At 32.5% G+C, this 19,891-nt stretch carries 16 protein-coding genes; 15 read left to right on the top strand and 1 reads right to left on the bottom strand.

What is annotated here, in order from left to right; genetic code table 11:
• Positions 1–175: 175 nt before the first annotated feature.
• The 5 genes from lepA to EM932_RS19245 all read left to right on the top strand — a co-directional run bounded on the left by lepA (position 176) and on the right by EM932_RS19245 (position 9,254).
• A complete protein-coding gene (gene lepA / locus EM932_RS19265) occupies positions 176–1,972 on the top strand; it encodes a translation elongation factor 4 (protein WP_135878842.1) in 1,797 nt (598 codons plus the stop codon).
• 146 nt (positions 1,973–2,118) lie between these two features.
• On the top strand, positions 2,119–3,522 hold the full coding sequence (locus EM932_RS19260; RefSeq protein ID WP_135878841.1) for a glycogen synthase: 1,404 nt from the start codon (positions 2,119–2,121) through the stop codon (positions 3,520–3,522).
• Positions 3,523–3,531: 9 nt separating this feature from the next.
• Positions 3,532–4,797, top strand: a complete 1,266-nt coding sequence (locus EM932_RS19255) for a glucose-1-phosphate adenylyltransferase (protein WP_135878840.1) — start codon at positions 3,532–3,534, stop codon at positions 4,795–4,797.
• 5 nt (positions 4,798–4,802) lie between these two features.
• Positions 4,803–6,707, top strand: coding sequence for a 1,4-alpha-glucan branching protein GlgB (gene glgB, locus EM932_RS19250; protein ID WP_135878839.1), 1,905 nt, complete (start codon positions 4,803–4,805; stop codon positions 6,705–6,707).
• A 144-nt stretch (positions 6,708–6,851) separates the two neighbouring features.
• Positions 6,852–9,254, top strand: a complete 2,403-nt coding sequence (locus EM932_RS19245; RefSeq protein ID WP_135878838.1) for a glycoside hydrolase family 31 protein — start codon at positions 6,852–6,854, stop codon at positions 9,252–9,254.
• Between the two features lie 187 nt (positions 9,255–9,441).
• Here the strand turns inward: EM932_RS19245 and EM932_RS19240 are convergent, their stop codons facing one another.
• On the bottom strand, positions 9,442–11,286 hold the full coding sequence (locus EM932_RS19240) for a cation:proton antiporter (protein WP_135878837.1): 1,845 nt from the start codon (positions 11,284–11,286) through the stop codon (positions 9,442–9,444).
• Between the two features lie 198 nt (positions 11,287–11,484).
• Here EM932_RS19240 and EM932_RS19235 point away from each other — a divergent pair, with 198 nt between their 5' ends.
• The 10 genes from EM932_RS19235 (at position 11,485) to EM932_RS20980 (ending at position 19,685) form a co-directional block, all read left to right on the top strand.
• Positions 11,485–12,333 (top strand): universal stress protein, encoded by an 849-nt coding sequence (locus tag EM932_RS19235; protein WP_135878836.1) that lies wholly within the window; start codon positions 11,485–11,487, stop codon positions 12,331–12,333.
• Positions 12,330–14,525, top strand: coding sequence for a SulP family inorganic anion transporter (locus EM932_RS19230; protein WP_135878835.1), 2,196 nt, complete (start codon positions 12,330–12,332; stop codon positions 14,523–14,525). The genes EM932_RS19235 and EM932_RS19230 overlap by 4 nt, the downstream gene beginning before the upstream one ends.
• A gap of 34 nt (positions 14,526–14,559) precedes the next feature.
• Positions 14,560–15,048 (top strand): hypothetical protein, encoded by a 489-nt coding sequence (locus EM932_RS19225; RefSeq protein ID WP_135878834.1) that lies wholly within the window; start codon positions 14,560–14,562, stop codon positions 15,046–15,048.
• Between the two features lie 123 nt (positions 15,049–15,171).
• On the top strand, positions 15,172–15,741 hold the full coding sequence (locus tag EM932_RS19220; protein WP_135878833.1) for a Crp/Fnr family transcriptional regulator: 570 nt from the start codon (positions 15,172–15,174) through the stop codon (positions 15,739–15,741).
• A gap of 10 nt (positions 15,742–15,751) precedes the next feature.
• Positions 15,752–16,639 carry a DMT family transporter gene (locus EM932_RS19215; protein ID WP_135878832.1) on the top strand — a complete coding sequence of 296 codons (888 nt, stop codon included), beginning with the start codon at positions 15,752–15,754 and terminating at the stop codon, positions 16,637–16,639.
• 81 nt (positions 16,640–16,720) lie between these two features.
• On the top strand, positions 16,721–17,137 hold the full coding sequence (locus EM932_RS19210) for a 4-oxalocrotonate tautomerase (protein WP_135878831.1): 417 nt from the start codon (positions 16,721–16,723) through the stop codon (positions 17,135–17,137).
• Between the two features lie 60 nt (positions 17,138–17,197).
• Positions 17,198–17,872, top strand: coding sequence for a type 1 glutamine amidotransferase domain-containing protein (locus tag EM932_RS19205; RefSeq protein ID WP_135878830.1), 675 nt, complete (start codon positions 17,198–17,200; stop codon positions 17,870–17,872).
• Positions 17,873–18,021: 149 nt separating this feature from the next.
• On the top strand, positions 18,022–18,516 hold the full coding sequence (locus EM932_RS19200) for an RNA polymerase sigma factor (protein WP_135878829.1): 495 nt from the start codon (positions 18,022–18,024) through the stop codon (positions 18,514–18,516).
• Complete coding sequence (locus EM932_RS19195; RefSeq protein WP_135878828.1) at positions 18,500–19,141, top strand: hypothetical protein; 642 nt, start codon at positions 18,500–18,502, stop codon at positions 19,139–19,141. Before EM932_RS19200 ends, EM932_RS19195 begins: the two co-directional genes overlap by 17 nt.
• Positions 19,142–19,196: 55 nt before the next feature.
• Positions 19,197–19,685: a hypothetical protein gene (locus EM932_RS20980; protein ID WP_170179851.1), complete on the top strand. Its 489-nt coding sequence runs from the start codon at positions 19,197–19,199 to the stop codon at positions 19,683–19,685.
• Positions 19,686–19,891: the final 206 nt, after the last annotated feature.

Below are 19,891 nucleotides of genomic sequence, written 5' to 3'. Positions count from 1 at the left end.
GTAAATTTAAATTAATACCACAAAAGAACAGCTAACAAAAAGCTTCTAAAACCTATTTCTTGTAAACTGCAAATCTAGCCTGTAAACTACATTAATTTAGATTCTTTAGCTATTGCCATTCACAAACATATTTAACTATCTTTGCAGTCGCTGTTTTAAACGGCTTTTTTAGAGTATGAAGAATATTAGAAACTTTTGCATAATTGCGCATATAGATCACGGTAAGAGCACGCTCGCAGACCGTTTATTAGATTATACAGGATCGGTAACTGCCAGAGAGCAACAAGACCAACTACTAGATAGTATGGATTTAGAGCGCGAACGTGGTATTACCATAAAATCGCATGCCATCCAAATGGAGTATACTTACAAAGGAGAAGATTATATTTTAAATTTAATTGACACGCCTGGTCACGTAGATTTCTCGTATGAAGTATCTCGATCTATTGCTGCCTGTGAAGGCGCTTTACTTATTGTAGATGCTGCTCAAAGCATTCAAGCACAAACGATTTCTAATCTGTATTTAGCTCTAGAAAACGATTTAGAAATTATTCCTGTTTTAAATAAAGTAGATTTACCAAGTGCTAACCCAGAGGAAGTAACCGACGATATTGTAGATTTATTAGGTTGTGACGCAAAAGAGGTTATTCATGCCAGTGGGAAAACTGGTTTTGGGGTCGACAATATTTTAGCAGCGATTATAGATCGCGTTCCTGCTCCAAAAGGAGACCCAGACGCACCTTTACAAGCCTTAATTTTTGATTCTGTCTACAATACTTTTAGAGGTATTGAAACTTATTTTAGAGTTTTTAATGGTGAAATTAAAAAAGGGCAAAAAATTAAATTCGTTGCAACTGACAAAGAGTATTTTGCAGACGAGGTTGGGACATTAAAACTTAACCAAGTTGCAAAAAAAAGTGTAAAGACTGGTGATGTTGGCTATTTAATAACGGGTATTAAAACCGCTAAAGAAGTAAAAGTCGGAGATACTATTACTGATTTCGCAAACCCAACAACCAATATTGTTGAAGGTTTTGAAGATGTTAAACCAATGGTTTTTGCAGGTATTTATCCTGTTGACACAGAAGATTACGAAGAACTTCGTAATTCGATGGAAAAACTACAGCTAAACGATGCATCGTTAGTATTTGCTCCAGAAAGTTCTGCGGCTTTAGGTTTTGGTTTTCGTTGTGGTTTCTTAGGCATGCTTCACATGGAAATTATTCAAGAACGTTTAGAACGTGAGTTCGATATGACTGTTATAACAACAGTTCCCAACGTATCGTACCATGCTTTTACAAATAAAAATCCTGATGAGGCTTTTATAGTAAATAACCCATCCGATTTACCAGACCCATCAACTGTTAACCGTGTTGAAGAACCTTATATTAAAGCAACTATCATTACTAAATCAGATTTTGTTGGTAATGTGATGTCTCTTTGTATTGAAAAAAGGGGTCTTGTTTTAAATCAAACGTATTTAACGACAGAGCGTGTAGAGTTAACTTTTGAAATGCCTTTAGCTGAAATTGTTTTCGATTTTTACGATCGCTTAAAAACCGTTTCAAAAGGTTACGCCTCTTTCGATTATCATCCAATAGGAATGAAAACCTCTAAACTTGTACGTTTAGACATTTTATTAAATGCACTACCTGTTGATGCGCTATCTGCTTTAATTCACGCTGATAACGCTCAGAACATTGGTAAAAAAATGTGTGAAAAGTTAAAAGAACTTATTCCACGTCAGCAATTCGATATTCCTATTCAAGCAGCTATTGGAGCTAAAATTATTTCAAGAGAAACTATTAAAGCGCTTCGTAAAGATGTGACTGCAAAATGTTACGGAGGTGATATTTCGCGTAAGCGTAAACTTCTAGAAAAGCAGAAGAAAGGTAAAAAACGTATGCGTCAAGTAGGTAATGTAGAAATACCTCAGCAAGCATTTATGGCTGTTTTAAAGCTAAATGATTAAAATCCCTAATGCTTTTCTTTTTTTTGGCAGTATTTTTATCGATAATTTCGATTAATCTTGTATATATTCTTTTTTTCTTAAAAATAAAATCTTCCGAAAAAATTAGATAATAATTTTGTATGTTTATAAGATATGCAAATTTATATATGAACGTTGTACACATAAGCGCAGAATGTTACCCTGTAGCAAAAGTAGGAGGGTTGGCAGATGTTGTTGGAGCATTACCTAAATATCAAAATAGTGCCACGGTTTCATCTCAAGTTATTATGCCTTTTTATAACAATACCTTTACTAAGGCAAATCTATTTAATACCATCTATGAATCTCAATTAAAATTAGGAGACACATCATACCCTTATAAAATATTAACTTTAAAAGAACCTCTTTTAGATTTCGATATTTTTTTTGTTGACGTTCCCGAGCTATTGTTCAAGGAATATGTTTACTCTAATGACGATACAGAACGATTCTTAGCATTTCAAATTGCAACGTTAGATTGGATGCTAACCTGGGAAACAGATCCAGATTATATACACTGTCATGACCATCATACCGGATTGATTCCTTTTATGCTTCAAGAAAGCTTTAAATATGAACACTTTAGAAAAACACCTAATATTTTAACCATACATAATGCACAATATCAGGGGTGGTTTTCTCATCAAAAAGTAAACCTAGTTCCCGTTTTTAATTTTGACAATGTAGGGTTTTTAGATTGGGGTGGTAATATAAACCCATTAGCTGCAGCAATAAAATGTGCTTGGAGAGTTACTACAGTATCTCCAAGTTATATGGAGGAATTAAAATTATCTGCCAACGGATTAGAAGATTTATTAAATCATGAAAGCGCAAAATGTTCGGGAATCCTAAACGGTATCGATTGGAATGTATGGAATCCAGAAACCGATAATTACCTTATTTCTAATTACAATACTAAAACAGTAGTTTCCGGAAAAAAGGCAAACAAAAAACATTTATGCGATACCTTTAATTTAGATTTTAACAAACCTCTTTTTGCTTTTATTGGCAGATTGGTTGGAGAGAAGGGATCTGATTTGTTTCCCGAAGCATTTAAAAACATTCTTGAAAAAGGAGATGTATCCATTTTATTATTGGGTTCTGGACACAACGATACAGAAATTCAGTTAGAAGCCCTTAAAAACGATTATAAAGGCTCCTACAATGCTTTTATAGGATATGACGAAGCCTTATCACATGTTATCTATGCAGGTGCAGATTTTTTACTTATGCCATCAAGAGTTGAACCTTGTGGACTCAACCAGATGTATGCATTAAGGTATGGTACCATACCAATTGTAAGAAGCATTGGAGGCCTTAAAGATACCGTTATAGATATTTCAGAAAAAAATGGCTTTGGTATTTGCCATAAAGACGTTACTGTTTCAGATATAACAAACGCTATTGAAAGAGGGGTTTCCCTTTATAAAGACAATAATACCTATAAACAATTAAGCGCGCAGATTATGAAAATTAACCACTCCTGGAATGCATCTGCAAAAGAATACATTAAATTATATAAATCCATTTAAACTAAAAATATGATAAATAATAAGGTTTTAGCCATTATCTTAGGTGGTGGCCAAGGTTCGAGACTACATCCCTTAACAGAAGAACGATCTAAACCAGCTGTACCAATAGCAGGAAAATATAGATTGGTAGACATCCCTATTTCTAATTGTATTAACGCAGATATTAAACGTATGTTTGTTTTAACACAATTTAATTCGGCATCATTGAACCGTCATATTAAAGACACTTATCATTTTAGTTTTTTTAGTAGTGCTTTTGTAGATGTGCTTGCCGCAGAACAAACACCGGGAAATAAAGGTTGGTTTCAAGGAACTGCTGATGCTGTTCGCCAGAGTATGCATCACTTTTTAAGACATGAATTTGACTATGCATTAATACTATCCGGAGATCAATTATACCAAATGGATTATGATAAAATGATTGAAGCTCATGAAGAAAGTAATGCTAAAATTTCAATTGCTACTATTCCTGTTAATGCCAAAGATGCGACCTCTTTTGGTATCCTGAAAGCTAATGAAAAAAGTATAGTCACATCGTTTATAGAAAAACCAGAAGCTGATTTATTACCAGATTGGACCTCTGAAGTAAGTAACGAAATGAAAGGAGAGGGGCGAAATTATCTGGCTTCTATGGGTATTTATATTTTTAACAGAGATTTATTAATCAAATTAATGAATGATTCCTCTACAATAGATTTTGGCAAAGAAATCATTCCTCAAAATATTAAAAAACATAAAACCCTAAGCTATCAATACGAAGGATATTGGACAGATATAGGTAATATTGATTCCTTTTTTGAAGCTAATATTGGCTTAACAGACAACATCCCTCAGTTTGATTTATATGATAAAAAAAAGCGTATCTACACACACGCCAGAATGTTACCTACAACAAAAGTCTCAGGCACTACATTAAACAAAACTGTAATTGCAGAAGGATGCATCATTAGCGCTGCAAAAATCGAGAAATCTGTAATTGGCATTCGTTCCAGAATTGGTGATGAATCCACAGTAATAAAAACCTATATGATGGGAAGTGATTACTATGAAACATTACATGAGATACAAGAAAAAAAAATAAAAAACTTAATGGGAATTGGAGAACGATGCTTTATTAAAAATGCTATTCTCGATAAAAACTGTCGCATTGGTGATGATGTAAGAATAAATGGAGGCAGCCACTTAAAAGATACGGAAACAGATACCTATGCCATTAAAGATGGTATTGTAGTAATTAAAAATGGTGCAACCATCCCTAATGGTTTTGTAATATAATAAATATGAAGCCAGTAAAACCTTATAGCCTGTTTACAGATTTTGACATCAATCTTTTTAAAGCGGGAAAACATTATCGTCTGTATGAAAAATTCGGCTCCCATATTACCATTATAGATGGCATTGAAGGGACTTATTTCGCTGTTTGGGCTCCCAGTGCAAAATCAGTATCTGTAATTGGTGATTTTAACTTTTGGGCAGAAGGTGCGCACCAATTAAATGTGCGTTGGGATTCAAGCGGAATCTGGGAAGGTTTTATTCCTTTAATAGGAAAAGGCACTATTTATAAATATAGTATTGAAAGTTATAATGGCAGTATAAAAACAGAAAAGGCCGATCCCTATGCAAGACGTTGTGAACATCCACCTAAAACAGCATCGATAGTCTGGGACGATAACTATGTATGGAAAGATGCCGATTGGATGAAAAAGCGTAAAAAGCATAATGCTATTGATGCACCTTTTTCTGTTTACGAAGTACATTTAGGATCCTGGAAAAAACACTTAGAAGAAGATCGGTTTTTATCGTATTTTGAATTAGCAGATCATTTAGTAAACTATGTAAAAGACATGAATTTTACACATGTAGAACTCATGCCTATTATGGAATATCCTTATGACCCTTCATGGGGATATCAACTAACAGGGTATTTTGCACCAACATCTCGCTTTGGATACCCAGAAGAATTCAAGTATTTGATTGACAAACTACACCAAAACGATATTGGTATTATTTTAGATTGGGTACCATCTCATTTCCCTGAAGATGCACATGGTCTTGGATTCTTTGATGGTTCGCACTTATATGAACATCCAGATAAAAGAAAAGGCTACCACCAAGATTGGAAAAGTTTAATTTTTAATTACGAACGTAATGAGGTTAGGTCTTTCTTAATAAGTAATGCCATTTTTTGGATGGAACAATACCATGCAGATGGATTACGTGTTGATGCAGTCGCATCTATGTTGTTTTTAGATTACTCTCGCGAAGAAGGAGAATGGGAGCCAAATATCTATGGTGGTAGAGAAAATCTTGCCGTTATAAGTTTTTTAAAAGAACTAAACCAAGAAGTTTATAAATCCTTCCCAGATGTGCAAACCATCGCAGAAGAGTCTACCGCATTCCCAATGGTTTCTAAACCTGTTTTTTCTGGTGGATTGGGCTTTGGTATGAAATGGATGATGGGCTGGATGCATGATACATTACAGTATTTTTCCAAAGACCCTATTCATAGAAAACACCATCAAAACGATATCACTTTTAGTTTGGCATATGCATTTACCGAAAATTTTATGCTACCATTATCACATGATGAGGTTGTTTATGGAAAAAATTCTATTTTAGGCAGAATGCCTGGCGATGAATGGCAACGTTTTGCTAATCTTCGTTTATTGTATGGTTATATGTTTACCCATCCGGGAACCAAATTATTATTTATGGGTGGTGAATTTGGTCAATATAACGAATGGAATTTCAAGGAAAGTCTCGATTGGAATCTATTAGACTTTAAGCCACATAAAAATCTTCAAAACTATTATAAAGAATTAAACAAACTCTATAAAACAACACCAGCTTTATATGAAAAAGGGTTTAGTGGAGAAGGGTTTGAGTGGATTAGTTTTGATGACCACGAAAACTGTGTCATGTCTTATATAAGAAAAGGATATGACGCTAAAAATAATGTTATTGTTGTGTGTAATTTAACACCAGTTGTTAGAGAAAATTACAAAATAGGAGTGCCCGTAAAAACAAAAATTAAAGAAATTTTTAATAGTGATGCTGAAGAATTTGGAGGGAGCGGCATTACAAACAAAAAACAAATTGCAACAAAAAAAGACCCTTGGAATGGGAAAGACTTTTCGGTAGAAATTACATTGCCTCCCTTAGGCATAGTTATATTTTCAACTTAAATACGTTCTTATTTGAGATTTATGTAATTATCTTGTTGATTATTTGCGTTTTATCAAAAAATCACAATGTTTTTTAATAAATACTGACCACTAATACTTATTTAATTTAGTAATTTTGGCAACTAATAAATTGCGCAAATCCCTATGATTTTAAATACAGAATTAGAATATAAAGGAAACCTGTTTCCTTCCAAAATAATTTCATACGAAAAGAACCTAAACGTGCTCTCTTTTACCACAGAGAATGGTGTAATATTAGAAGTTACCGTGCGTCGCGATAGTATCTTACGCTTCCGATTTACTACAACGGGTATTTTTGAAAATGATTTCTCTTATGCAATAACCAAATATGCAAGTAGGGGATACAATCATCTTGAAGTCAATGAGAACGAAGAGAATTACATTATAACAACATCAAAACTTATTTGCCATATTTCAAAACTAGATCTACGGACTTCAATTTTTGATGCTATTGATAATACCTTGATTTGTGAAGACGAACTTGGATTCCACTGGGAAGAAAGTTATGAACATGGTGGCAATATTGTTAAAATGTCTAAAATTTCTCAACCTGGTGAAAGTTACTACGGATTGGGAGACAAGCCTGTAGATAATAACCTTAAAGGGAAACGTTTTGAAAATTGGGTAACAGATTCTTATGCCTATGGTAGAGATACCGATCCTATTTATAAAGCAATTCCATTTTATACAGGTTTACATGACAAAAAATCTTATGGAATATTTTTTGATAATACCTTTCGCTCGTTTTTTGATTTTTGTCAAGAACGTCGTAACATAACAAGTTTTTGGGCCCAAGGTGGCGAAATGAATTACTATTTCATTTATGGTCCGGAAATGTCTGATGTTGTTGTAAACTATACCGATTTAACAGGAAAGCCTCACGAATTGCCAGCACTTTGGACTTTAGGTTATCATCAATGTAAATGGAGCTATTACCCAGAATCGAATGTAAAAGAGATTACGGCTAAGTTTAGAGAACTACAAATTCCATGCGATGCGATCTATTTAGACATAGATTACATGGAAGGCTTTAGGTGTTTTACCTGGAGTAAAGACCATTTTCCAGATCCCAAAAGAATGGTTAAGGAATTAGCAGATGACGGATTTAAAACCATTGTTATTATAGATCCAGGTATTAAAATAGACATGGATTATTCGGTGTTTCAAGAAGGTCTTGAAAAAGATTATTTCTGTAAGCGGGCAGATGGGCCTTACATGAAAGGTAAAGTATGGCCTGGAGAATGTTATTTCCCGGATTTCACAAAACCGGAAGTCAGAGAATGGTGGTCTAATTTGTTTAAGGAACTCGTTGAAGATATAGGGGTTAAAGGTGTTTGGAATGACATGAACGAACCTGCTGTCATGGATGTTCCCGGAAAGACCTTCCCTAATGATGTAAGACACGATTACGAAGGAAACCCTTGTAGCCATAGAAAAGCACATAACGTTTACGGTATGCAAATGGCACGAGCTACTTATCAAGGTTTAAAGAAATTCTCGTATCCTAAAAGACCTTTTGTAATTACAAGAGCTGCTTATTCCGGTACACAACGCTATACATCCAGTTGGACTGGAGATAATGTAGCCACATGGGACCATTTAAACATTGCCAATCTACAAGCACAACGTATGTGTATGTCTGGTTTTTCGTTTATAGGATCGGATATTGGTGGATTTGCAGAGCAACCTAATGGCGAGTTATATGCACGCTGGATTCAATTAGGTATCTTCCATCCTTTTTGTAGAACACACTCTTCTGGAGATCATGGAGATCAAGAGCCTTGGGCTTTCGGAGACACAATAACCAATGTGGTAAGAAAGTTTATTGAATTAAGATATCAATTACTGCCTTATTTATATACTGCCTTTTGGAGATATGCCGAGGAAGGTATTCCAATTTTGAAGTCCCTAGTATTATACGACCAGGAAGATTCTCAAACACATTACAGAAATGATGAGTTTATCTTTGGAGAGAAAATATTAGCCTGCCCTATAACTGGCCCTAATCAAAAAGGAAGACGCATGTATATTCCAAGAGGTAGATGGTACAACTTCTGGACGGATGAAGTAATAAGCGGAGGGCAGGAATTATGGGTAGATGCAGATCTGGATAGTATGCCAATATTTGTGAAAGAAGGTGCTATTGTTCCTAAATACCCTATTCAGCAATATGTAGGCGAAAAAGTTATTGATGAATTGTTACTTGATGTATATTACAAATTAGGCAAAGAAAACTCATTGGTTTATGAAGATGCTACTGATGGTTATGATTATATTAAAGGACGATATAGCTTGAGAGACTTTAAATTACTAGGTAAGAAAAACGAGTTGATTATTCAGCAGCATAAATCCGGTAAGTTTATAACAACATACAAAACATTTAAATTAAGCTTGCATGGTTTACCATTTAAAATATCTAAAGTTCAAGTTGATAACGAAGAAATTCTTTTTAAAGATATTAAGCTTAATGGTGACAATACATTAGTTCTTAATAAAGAATTTACTGAGCTGCATATTATGGCTTAAAAATATAATACTAATAGCTAAAAAGCTCTTGTTGTCTTGTACTCAGGAGCTTTTTGCTTTATTTTTAATTTCCTATAGGTATATGAAAATATAAATATTATAAAACTGAATTAGTGCAAATTCGTGAAATTCATGTCAAAAATTTTAACTACTTTTTAAGACCAATAAAATAATTGCGCGTAAAGATTTAAACAGAAGATACGCCCTTAGTCTCTAAAGCCTTTCCTAAGTACACAAACAGATACCCTTTTTCAACATTATTAATAGCTTTATTATAAGAAGATATAATTTCTAAAACCCCCTTTTTATCTTTAACAAATAAAGGTATTGTATCATGTGCTTTGTTTGTTGCCTCAATTAAATCTTCATAATGTTCTCTATCATGAATCTTAACTTCATTAATTTTAGGGTATTTGCGGGCTACTTCTGTAAGGGTATTAAAGTCGTCTGTATGAGAAAATAAGCCTTCTTTTGGGTTATTGTTAGGATCATTCATTTCATCAACCGTAATCAATCTAAACGATCCGTTCTCTCCAAATTGTTCTCCTAATTTATCGATAGCATACCTATTAATATCTGCACTACCTGTTAAAGCCATTAAAAATCCAACATCATTAAGCTCTATATTATCACCTAAACTTTCAGAATATATATCTGTATTTATAGCCTCCAACCCTAATTCCTGAGCCATTTGAATATTAGTTTGGTTACTATCAATCAAAACAACATGGCGTTGGTTATCCATTAAATATTGCCCTATTAATCTAGAAACTTGTGATGCTCCTAATATTAAAATACCTTCAGATTTTTTTAGAAAAACACCAACAGCTTTAGCAAATGCCCTAGCAGTTGTTGCATTAAGCAAAACCGTACCAAGAACAATCATAAATACTAAAGGCGTGATATACTCTGCACCTTCAACACCCTGCTTCATGAGTTTACTTCCAAAAAGAGATGCGATACCAGCAGCAACAATTCCTCGCGGTCCCACCCAACTAATAAATATCTTTTCATTCGTTTTTAATTTAGACTTAGACGTACTTAAAAACACGGCCAAGGGTCTTATAATAAAAACGACTGCTCCAAAAAGTAAAACCGTCTTCCAGCTATAAAGCAACATTAAATCTTCGATATTAATGTTTGCTGCCAATAAAATAAAAAGAATTGAAATCAATAAAACACTCAAAGACTCTTTAAAATAAAGCAATTCTTTTATGTTTTCTAATTTTCCATTACCTAAAACCATTCCCATCACTACAACAGCTAATAAGCCCGATTCATGTGCAAAAATTTCCGATTCAACAAAAACCAACAGCACCGTAGAAAGCGACACAACGTTTAGCAAATAATGCGGAATCAGTTTTTTATTAATAGCAAAAGCCAATGCATGTGCAAACGTAAAACCAAAAGTAGTACCGAAAAGAATAATTTTTCCAAATTCAACCAAAGCCGTTTTAGTAAAACCACTATCACCTTCAACACTAATAAATTCGAATACCAATACAGCAACCAAAGCACCAATAGGGTCAATTAAAATACCTTCCCATTTCAATACCGTCGAGATGTCTTTTTTAAGAGGAATATTTCTTAAAATAGGTGTAATTACTGTTGGTCCGGTAACAATTATAAGCCCAGAGAACAAAAACGATAGCTCCCAACTTAATTCAAAAATAAAATGAGCTAATATCCCTGCCCCAAAAAAAGTAACAGCCGAACCTAAGGTTATCAGTTTAGTAATAACCGGGCCTACATTTTTTATTTCAGAACGCTTTAACGTTAACCCGCCCTCAAAAAGAATAATACTAATGGCTAGGGATACAAAATAGAACAAACCTTCACCTGGAAACAATCCTTGCTTGCCGTTCCAAATAGGCTCAATCCATTTAGATCCATCATCGCTTAAAAACGCTGCTGCAATTGGGCCAACCAATAGCCCTATAAGAATTAATGGTAAGATGGCCGGAATTTTAAATTTCCAGGCAACCCACTGTGCTAATATTCCTAAAATAATGATTCCTGCTAATTCTAACATCCTTTTAAAATCTATTAAGACACTAATTTAAGTAAAACAGATGATTTCATATGATTATATTTTATTTGTTTCCGTTTGTCGTAAGCATTAACACAAAATTGAATGATTCTTTTAATTATGTCTGTTTAATGTTGAACTCATCCTGACTTTTTTTAAAAAAAATACTATCTTTCTACTCTTGTAATCTAAATAACTCAAGTGTCTTTACAACCATTTAAAAGTATTGGTATTGGTGCCGCATTTTCACCTAATTTAAAAGCAAACCTCCATGAGGCGGCTAGACTTTCTCTTTTTTTTAAGTCAAAGTTGTTCCTAATTCATGTTGGTGAAGTCTCTGATGATAAGGTTAAAATGCTTAAAATCTTTTTAAAGCCTTTTGAAAAAGATAATCTGAATTACGAAGTTGTATACAAATCTGGAAACCCAGTAGATGTTATTCTATCAACTACCGAAGAAAAAAACATAGACCTTTTAATTCTTGGGGCTGTACAACGTGAACGCTTTTTAAAATATTATGTAGGGTCTATAGCCCGAAAGATTACCCGAAAGGCAAAGTGCTCTGTATTATTATTAATTAAGCCTTCTGTAGAACGTGTTGCATGCGAACATATTGTTGTAAATGGCTTAAAAGACCCCAAAACTGAGCAAACCATTAAAGCCGCATTTTATGTAGCCAAACAACTTGAAGCTAATAAAATCACTATTGTTGAAGAAATTAAACAAGAGCAGGTTTCTGTAAAGGTTGATGATGATAAATCCTTACGTAAAGCCAATATTATTAAAGAACGAATAAGGCTTAGGGAAAACTCAAGAATTAAAGACATTATAGAGCATATTCCTGAAAAATATACCAAAAACATTGTTACAAAACTACAGCCCATTTTTGGTAAACAAGGGTATTCTATCGGGCATTATGCTCAAATTTCCAGAGCCGATTTACTGGTTATGAACGCCCCTAGAAAAATGACTTTTTGGGATCGTTTATTTCCGCATGATATAGAACATATCCTAACAGAATTACCAACCGATGTTTTAATCCTTCAATGAGTCCGAGAAAGAATAAAATAAAAGATTTTCTTAGCGCATTACCAAAAAATATATTTTCTGGTTTTGTAGTTAGTCTTATAGCATTACCTCTTGGGTTAGGTTTAGCAATGGCAAGTGAAGCACCTCCTATTGCTGGTATTATAGCAGCTGTAGTAGGCGGTATTGTCGTTTCTATTTTTGGCGGAAGCCATGTTACTATTGCTGGTCCTGGTAATGGTCTGGTTGGTGTCCTTTTGGTAGCGATAACCACATTAGGGATAGAAAGTGCCTATGCAGCCATTATATGCTCCGGCCTCTTAATACTCTTGCTTGGCTTTTTTAGAATGGGAAAATTAGCCGATTTTTTTCCTTCTTCTGCTATTCAAGGTATGTTAGCAGCCATTGGACTCATTATTTTAGGCAAACAGTTTCATATCATGTTTGCTCATAAAATTAAACGCGAAGCGACTTTAGATTATCTGTATGAAATACCATTTACCATTAACGATGCTTTACATTACCAAAATAAAGGGTTAATCTTTGCTGCTTTAGCTGGCGTAATAAGTTTAGCCATCATGATGTTTTATGCCAAAATCAGAAATAAGTATTTACAACTTATACCAGCCCCCATGTGGATTGTGATACTCTCCATAGGTTTTAGTTACTACTTCGAGTTTATAGTCCATGAGGTAAATCCTATTGCAAAAGAATATATGATCTCTGGCATACCCAGTATTCAAACCATTATTGCAGATATGCATTTACCGGATTTTTCCAGTGTTGGTAGTTTTCCATTTTGGTCCAGTGTATTAGCCATTACATTAATTGCAAGTATAGAATCGTTATTGAGTATAAAAGCAGTAGATAAATTAGATCCAGAAAAAAGACGCTCTAATGTAAATAGAGACCTTAAGGCTCTTGGTTTGGCAACCATGGGGAGTGGTTTTTTAGGCGGGCTTAATGTAGTAACTGTAATTGCTCGTAGTTCCGTTAACGTAAATAATGGCGCAAGTAACAGATCCTCTAATTTTTTTCACGCAACTTTTTTAGTACTCTTTATTGTTTTATTTAGTACTCAGTTAACCCGAATACCTCTACCTGCTTTGATGGCTATTTTGGTATATACTGGCTATAAATTAGCGTCTCCAAATGCTATTAAAAAAATATTCTCTATTGGTAAAGAGCAACTTATTATATTTTTTGTAACCCTAATAATAACCTTAAAAATAGGGTTGATAACAGGTATCGTGGCTGGGGTTATTACAACTTTATTAATTCATATTGTCATTAATAAAACCGTTTCCTTGTTTGTTAGAAATGTTATGAAACCTAATGTTTTAATGTATCAAGAAGAAGGTCAGGATAATTATTACGTTAGTGTGAAGCATTTTTGTAGTTTTTTAAACTATTATAAGTTAAAAGATAAATTAGACGCTGTTCCGGAAGATAAAGATGTTATCGTTGATTTTTCCCTATGTAGTTTTGTAGACCATACCGTTATGGAAAACATGTATAATTTCCAGGAATTATTTAAAAAACGAGATGGTCATTTTGATGTTATAGGTTTAGATATGCATGATACGGACTCCAAACACCCTTTTGCTTTAAGACGGTTGCTTCCTGTACCAAACATTATTAAAAACAACCTCACCAGACGCCAGACAAGTATGGAAAGCCTTGCCGAAGATTACGATTTAAACTATAAATCTGAAAAACAAAAAAGCATTGGTTTTTTAAATCATTTTTTATTCTTCAACACTAAAACAGTCAATCATATTTATAATCAATTATCGTATAAAAATAATGTTATAAATTTATTCGATATTGAGTTTTCTGAAGGTGAATTTATTGCCAAAGAAGTTATTAGATCGACCATGCTTCATATAAAATTAGATTGTCCGATACCCGAATTCACATTAGATAGGGAAGGCTTTTTAGAAAAAGTATATTCCTTTGCTGGTTTTAAAGATATCCCCATTCAAAATCATTCCGATTTTTCCAATCGTTTTTATTTATTAGGCGATAACGAAGAAGCGATTACAGCCTTTTTTGATGATGATCTGGTTCATTTCTTTGAAAGTAATCCTTATTATCATATTGAATCAAACGGAGAGTCTTTATTAATTTTTGGAAAAGAACGTTTGGCTAGCATTAAAGAAATTAAAGCCTTATTCGATTTTGGTAAACGGTTGAAAGATGTTGTTGAGCATTGATATGGTATGTACTACCCTTACAAATTGAAACCCAATGGAAAATAACATAGTAGAAATAAATCATTTAGATTTTGGTATTGAAAAATTTGTAATCACTGAAGAGGCTTATAATTTGTATAAATCAGACTCTGGAATTTGGGAATTCACATTAAGTTTTAAAACTTCAAAATCGATAGATAGAGCAAAAGAATTAGAAGTATTAGTAGATGCAGAACCATACTTTGAAGCAACAGCTATACTGTCAAATAATGAACTTAAATTAAATAGAGGAAATATCATAACTCAAAAACAAGGTTATGATTATAACAGAGACGAAAACTTATCAATTTTCTACTATTTTGACTATAATTCTATTGAAGAACTTGAAATCGAATTACTGGAAGTAACAAAAGATTTTATAATAGCTAATGTTAAAGGAAAAACAGTAATAAATGGTTCAGATGGTAATAATCCTGATTCTGAACTGTCTATTAGCAAAACTAAGTTTATGTTAGATAAAAAACTAAAAAGGTCTTTTTCCTAATAAAAAAACAACCCTGAATTTAATAATATGTAGGAATTAAATAAAAGCTGGTCATAAGACACTATTTTCAAAATTAACACTTCTTACCTTTGTTCTATAAATTCACAAAATAATAAATACAAAGTGTATCAAGAACTAGAGCTATATATAAAAAGTCACGGAAAAATAGAAGATAAGGAATTACAACTAATAATTAAAGCTTTCAAACCCATAAAAACAGCCCGAAATGAAATGTTGTGCAATATTGGTCAGGTATGCAAAAATTTCTATTTTATTAAAAAAGGATGCTTACGACTCTATGAAATAGATAGTAAAGGCAATGAAGTTACAGGGTACTTTGCATTAGAAAACAGCATCATATCTGCAAACACCAGTTTTATCTTGCAAAAACCATCAAGAGATTGTTTAGTTTCTTTAGAACCATCAGAACTATTTGTAATTCATCGAGAAGACTTTTTTAAATTAGTTGATACTGTACCACTATTTGCTCATGTTTATCATAAATTTATAGAATTCGCTTTTATTCATTCGCAAATGCGAATCTATAGTTTTTTAGGAATGGAAGGGATTGACAAACTCAAATGGGTTATGGAACACGAACCCAAATTACTTTCTCGTATTTCAAGTAAATTAGTTGCTTCCTACTTAGGCATGACAAACTCAACGCTAAGTAAATTACGAGCAAAATTATAGCCTGTTATTTATGAAAGCGATATTCTACTTAATTATTGCCACTATATTTTTAGGATTAAATTTCCATTTAGCAAAAGTAATATTAAAAGAAGTCAATTTTATTGAGGCAGGATTTTGGCGCTTTTTATTTGGCGTTGTGATATTGATCCTTTTAGGGAGTAAAAAATTACCCTCATTTAAAATAATCAAAAAAAACCTAAAGGGTATTTCGCTTACAGGATTTATTGGTCTTTTCGGGTTTAATTTATTTTTCTTTCTTGGATTACTAAATACCTCGGCAGTAAATGCAGCACTTATTGTTAGTTTAAATCCCGCATTAACAATTCTTTTCTCGTATAAAATAATAAAGACTCCTATTAATAAAATTCAAATAACAGGTATCATCATTGCTTTCTTTGGAGTAATATATTTAATCTTAAAAGGGCATATAACCAACATAAGTAACATCCAATTTAATTATGGAGATATTCTCATATTAATTGCCAACATATTTTTTGCATTGCATCATGTTTGGGTAAAAAAATATACATCAACAATTTCGAATTTAAATTTCACACTTTTAACAAGTTCATGCTGCCTAATAGGTTTCTTCATCCTATTACCAATTAGCGGAATGGAAGTGGTAACGACACACACGCATCATTTTTGGATGGCCGTATTGGGAATTGGATGTTTAGGTACGGCACTAGCCTATTTTTTATGGCAAAAAGGAGTTCAAATTAAAGGGGCAGATAAAGCAGGAATTTATATGAATATTATTCCATTATCGGCAGCTCTATTTGCTATTCTTTTCGATGAAAATATAGATACTTATCACACCATAGGAGGACTATTTATTATTACAGGTTTACTTATTAGTAATAATAGTAGTTCAAAATTCTCAAAAACATTGTCATAAAACAACTTTTAAACGTTCTCATCATATCATATTTGTATTGTTGTTGAACAATGAAGTTCAAAATTTAAAAGTACATATATTATGCCATTAACATTGACATTAACTGAAGGAGTATTACCTAAAGGAAAAGAAAAAGAAGCAGTCTCTCAAATTACAGATGCTTTCTTAAAAAATCATGATTTAACAGGAAACACTGTAATGACACCAAACGTAACTGCTACTGTTACAGTATTACCTAAAAGTTCTACTTTCTCTGGCGGAAAAGAGTTTTCTGGAGCATGGGTTGAATGGAAAGTTCCATCGTTTGCACTTGCCAACAGAAATGTTCAGAAACAATTTTTTGCAGATGCAACGGAAATTATTCACAAATTATCAGGAGGAACACAACCTAAAGACAACATTTATGTAAATGTTCTTCATGCAGTAGATGGAGGATGGAATTTAGATGGTGTTGCAATGACTAATCAAGAATTAGGAGAAGCAATTAGTAAAGGGTAATTAATAGTTAAAAAGAGGAAGAATGATTGTTTCCTCTTTTTAAACTTAAACAAATAAAAAATGAAACACATATTATTTATTGTTACTAGTACTGATAAGACAGGTACTGGAAAACATCCTGCTGGTTATGAGTTTTCAGAAATAGCAGATCCATATTATGAATTTATCAATAAAAAATATACTGTAGATTTTGCGAGTATTATTGGTGGAAAGCCTCCTTTTGTAGGCTACGATTCCTCTCAAAAAGTTAATAAGACGTTTATAGAAAGTAACGGGTTTAAAAGGCTTAACTTTAGTCACAAACTAAGTTACATCGATATCACTGCATATGATGCAATATTCTTTCCAGGAGGTTTAGGATTAATGACAGATATGGTCGATAATCCATTGGTTAAAAAAATTATTAAAGAAGCGTATGAAAACGGAAAAATTATTGGAGCTGTTTGTCATGGACCTGCTGCATTGCTTAATGTTAAACTAACTGATGGAAGCAACTTGCTAAAAGGGAAAAAAATCAATTCATTCACAAAAGCAGAAGAAGAGGAAGATAAACACACTCTTGGAGACGTAATTCCATTTATGCTCGATGAAGAACTTATAAAGCAAGGAGCAATATTTTCGCATACAAAACCTTTTGAATCATATGTTGCAATTGACGGAAATATAGTGACTGGACAGAACCCAGCATCTGCATCTAATGTTGCACTTAAAATGATAGATTTAATAACAGCTTAAATGTTTAAATAAAAAGCCATAAAATGCGTTTATACAAATGTTCGTAAACAATTACTCCGAAATTTCAATTCAAATATATCACTTAAATAAAATTATCAATACAAGGTGTAATAATATTCAAATTCAACCACTAACCTTAAAAATAATTTTTGAGTAGCGATTTTTATACATCATCAATTTTACCTTATTCTGGAATAATTATAAAAATTTGCAGAGCTTATACTGATTCTCAAGAAGATTTTGAGGATTATTATCAGGAAGTTTGTTTGCAAATCTGGAGAAGTAAAGACAATTTTCGTGGCGATTCTAAATGGTCAACTTGGATTTATAGGTTATCGTTAAATATTTGTTTAACTCTAGTGAAGAAAAAGAGAAAAACACATCAATACTATAATACTGAGAATATAATACAAAATGAACTTACTGAAGACAAAACTGTATTTTCAGACGAAGATTTAAGCTTATTATACGAGGCTATAAAACAATTATCCGAAGTTGACAGAGCTGTTATATTACTTTATTTAGAAGAAAAACCAAATAAGGAAATAGCAGAAATAATCGGAACTACACCTAACAACATTGGTGTACGAATTAGCAGAATTAAAGAACGATTAAAAAAAATATTAAATGGAAAAATCAATTGAATCCATTTGGAAAAATGGTTTTTTAGACAAAAACACTATAGTGATACCAAAACTAAATAATCTTTCTAACCAAAAATCTATTCATATTATAGACAAATTTAAAAGAAGGTTTAAAATTAACATAAATGCACTTATAATATTTTCATTTATCATACTTGTAATTTCTTTTCTAGTTAAAATTCAAATTATGGGTGTACTTATATTTATACTTTTAAATGTCGTGGCAATTATTAACAAAAGACTACTTAAAGGCTTAAAAAAAATTGATAAAAACGTAAGTAGCTATCGGTACTTAAAATCTTTTGATGCATGGATGCAGGAACAAATTGCTTTTAATATGAAAATATCTCGATACATTTATCCTTATGTTTCTATTGCTTTAAGTTCTGGGTTTTGGTTCTCTAGCTCTTTCCAAAAAGCTTTAGATAGCTTATTTGAAGGTTATAAACCTTATATAACATATGGAATACCTGTTTATTGGGTGATTGTAACACTATGTATTGTAATATTATCAGCCATTTTTGGTGCTCGGATTTACAAATGGGATTTGAATTTAGTTTACGGAAGCATATTAAAAAAATTGGATGAGTTAATTAAGGATATGGAAGGTTTAAGAACTCAATAAATAAAAAGTGTAATATTATTTCATTCTGAGTACTAATCAAATAAATATTAAAATTATGAGTATTAGAGAGACTACAGAACTTTTTGAAAAGTTATTAAAAGAAACAAATAATAAACATGAAATGAAGGTTTATGAAAGCTTTATTTCAATTCTGCTTGATTTAGAAAGTAGGGGTTTAATAGAAAGACAAATATCACAGATAGAGGAAAATATTAAAATCTTGAATTTAAAATCAAATCCCAAAAATAAGAGAAAGTATTTTAGCAAAAAACTTACCGCTTTCAAACAATTCCTAAAAAATGAGTTTTCATTAATTACAGAGGGTCATTATACCACTTTAGGAGTAGGTCTTGGCGTAACTCTAGGAATGTGTTTTGGTGTAATAATTGGTATTATTACTGGTGTATTTGGAAATTCAGTAAGATTGGCCATAGGAATGGCTTTATGGCCTGCATTAGGAATGATAATAGGGTTGACAATAGGATTACTAATTGGCCGTAACAAAGACATAGCATCCGAAAAACTAAACAGAGTATTAAAATAAAAAGTTTTGGCTACGTGTTTAATCGAAAATTCTGTAATTTTAATTCCCGTACTAATCATAGCCGATAACCTTGTGGTGCATTAGAACACGTTTATCATAGTAAATCAAAGTCATCATGAAACAGTATCTTGTGTTAATTTTGCTTGTAATTTTAATAGGTAATACTTCATTAAAAACAGATAATCCTCCAAATATTGTTTTTGTAT

This window comes from Flavivirga rizhaonensis, assembly GCF_004791695.1.
Taxonomy (GTDB): domain Bacteria; phylum Bacteroidota; class Bacteroidia; order Flavobacteriales; family Flavobacteriaceae; genus Flavivirga; species Flavivirga rizhaonensis.
This window is presented reverse-complemented; position numbering and strand designations above follow the sequence as displayed.

Excerpts from the sequence above, each read along its gene's own strand:
- lepA (WP_135878842.1), top strand. The coding sequence starts at position 176 with ATGAAGAATATTAGAAACTTTTGCATAATTGCGCATATAGATCACGGT.
- EM932_RS19260 (WP_135878841.1), top strand. The coding sequence starts at position 2,119 with ATGAACGTTGTACACATAAGCGCAGAATGTTACCCTGTAGCAAAAGTA.
- EM932_RS19255 (WP_135878840.1), top strand. The coding sequence starts at position 3,532 with ATGATAAATAATAAGGTTTTAGCCATTATCTTAGGTGGTGGCCAAGGT.
- glgB (WP_135878839.1), top strand. The coding sequence starts at position 4,803 with ATGAAGCCAGTAAAACCTTATAGCCTGTTTACAGATTTTGACATCAAT.
- EM932_RS19245 (WP_135878838.1), top strand. The coding sequence starts at position 6,852 with ATGATTTTAAATACAGAATTAGAATATAAAGGAAACCTGTTTCCTTCC.
- EM932_RS19240 (WP_135878837.1), bottom strand. The coding sequence starts at position 11,286 with ATGTTAGAATTAGCAGGAATCATTATTTTAGGAATATTAGCACAGTGG.
- EM932_RS19230 (WP_135878835.1), top strand. The coding sequence starts at position 12,330 with ATGAGTCCGAGAAAGAATAAAATAAAAGATTTTCTTAGCGCATTACCA.
- EM932_RS19225 (WP_135878834.1), top strand. The coding sequence starts at position 14,560 with ATGGAAAATAACATAGTAGAAATAAATCATTTAGATTTTGGTATTGAA.
- EM932_RS19215 (WP_135878832.1), top strand. The coding sequence starts at position 15,752 with ATGAAAGCGATATTCTACTTAATTATTGCCACTATATTTTTAGGATTA.
- EM932_RS19210 (WP_135878831.1), top strand. The coding sequence starts at position 16,721 with ATGCCATTAACATTGACATTAACTGAAGGAGTATTACCTAAAGGAAAA.
- EM932_RS19205 (WP_135878830.1), top strand. The coding sequence starts at position 17,198 with ATGAAACACATATTATTTATTGTTACTAGTACTGATAAGACAGGTACT.
- EM932_RS19195 (WP_135878828.1), top strand. The coding sequence starts at position 18,500 with ATGGAAAAATCAATTGAATCCATTTGGAAAAATGGTTTTTTAGACAAA.
- EM932_RS20980 (WP_170179851.1), top strand. The coding sequence starts at position 19,197 with ATGAGTATTAGAGAGACTACAGAACTTTTTGAAAAGTTATTAAAAGAA.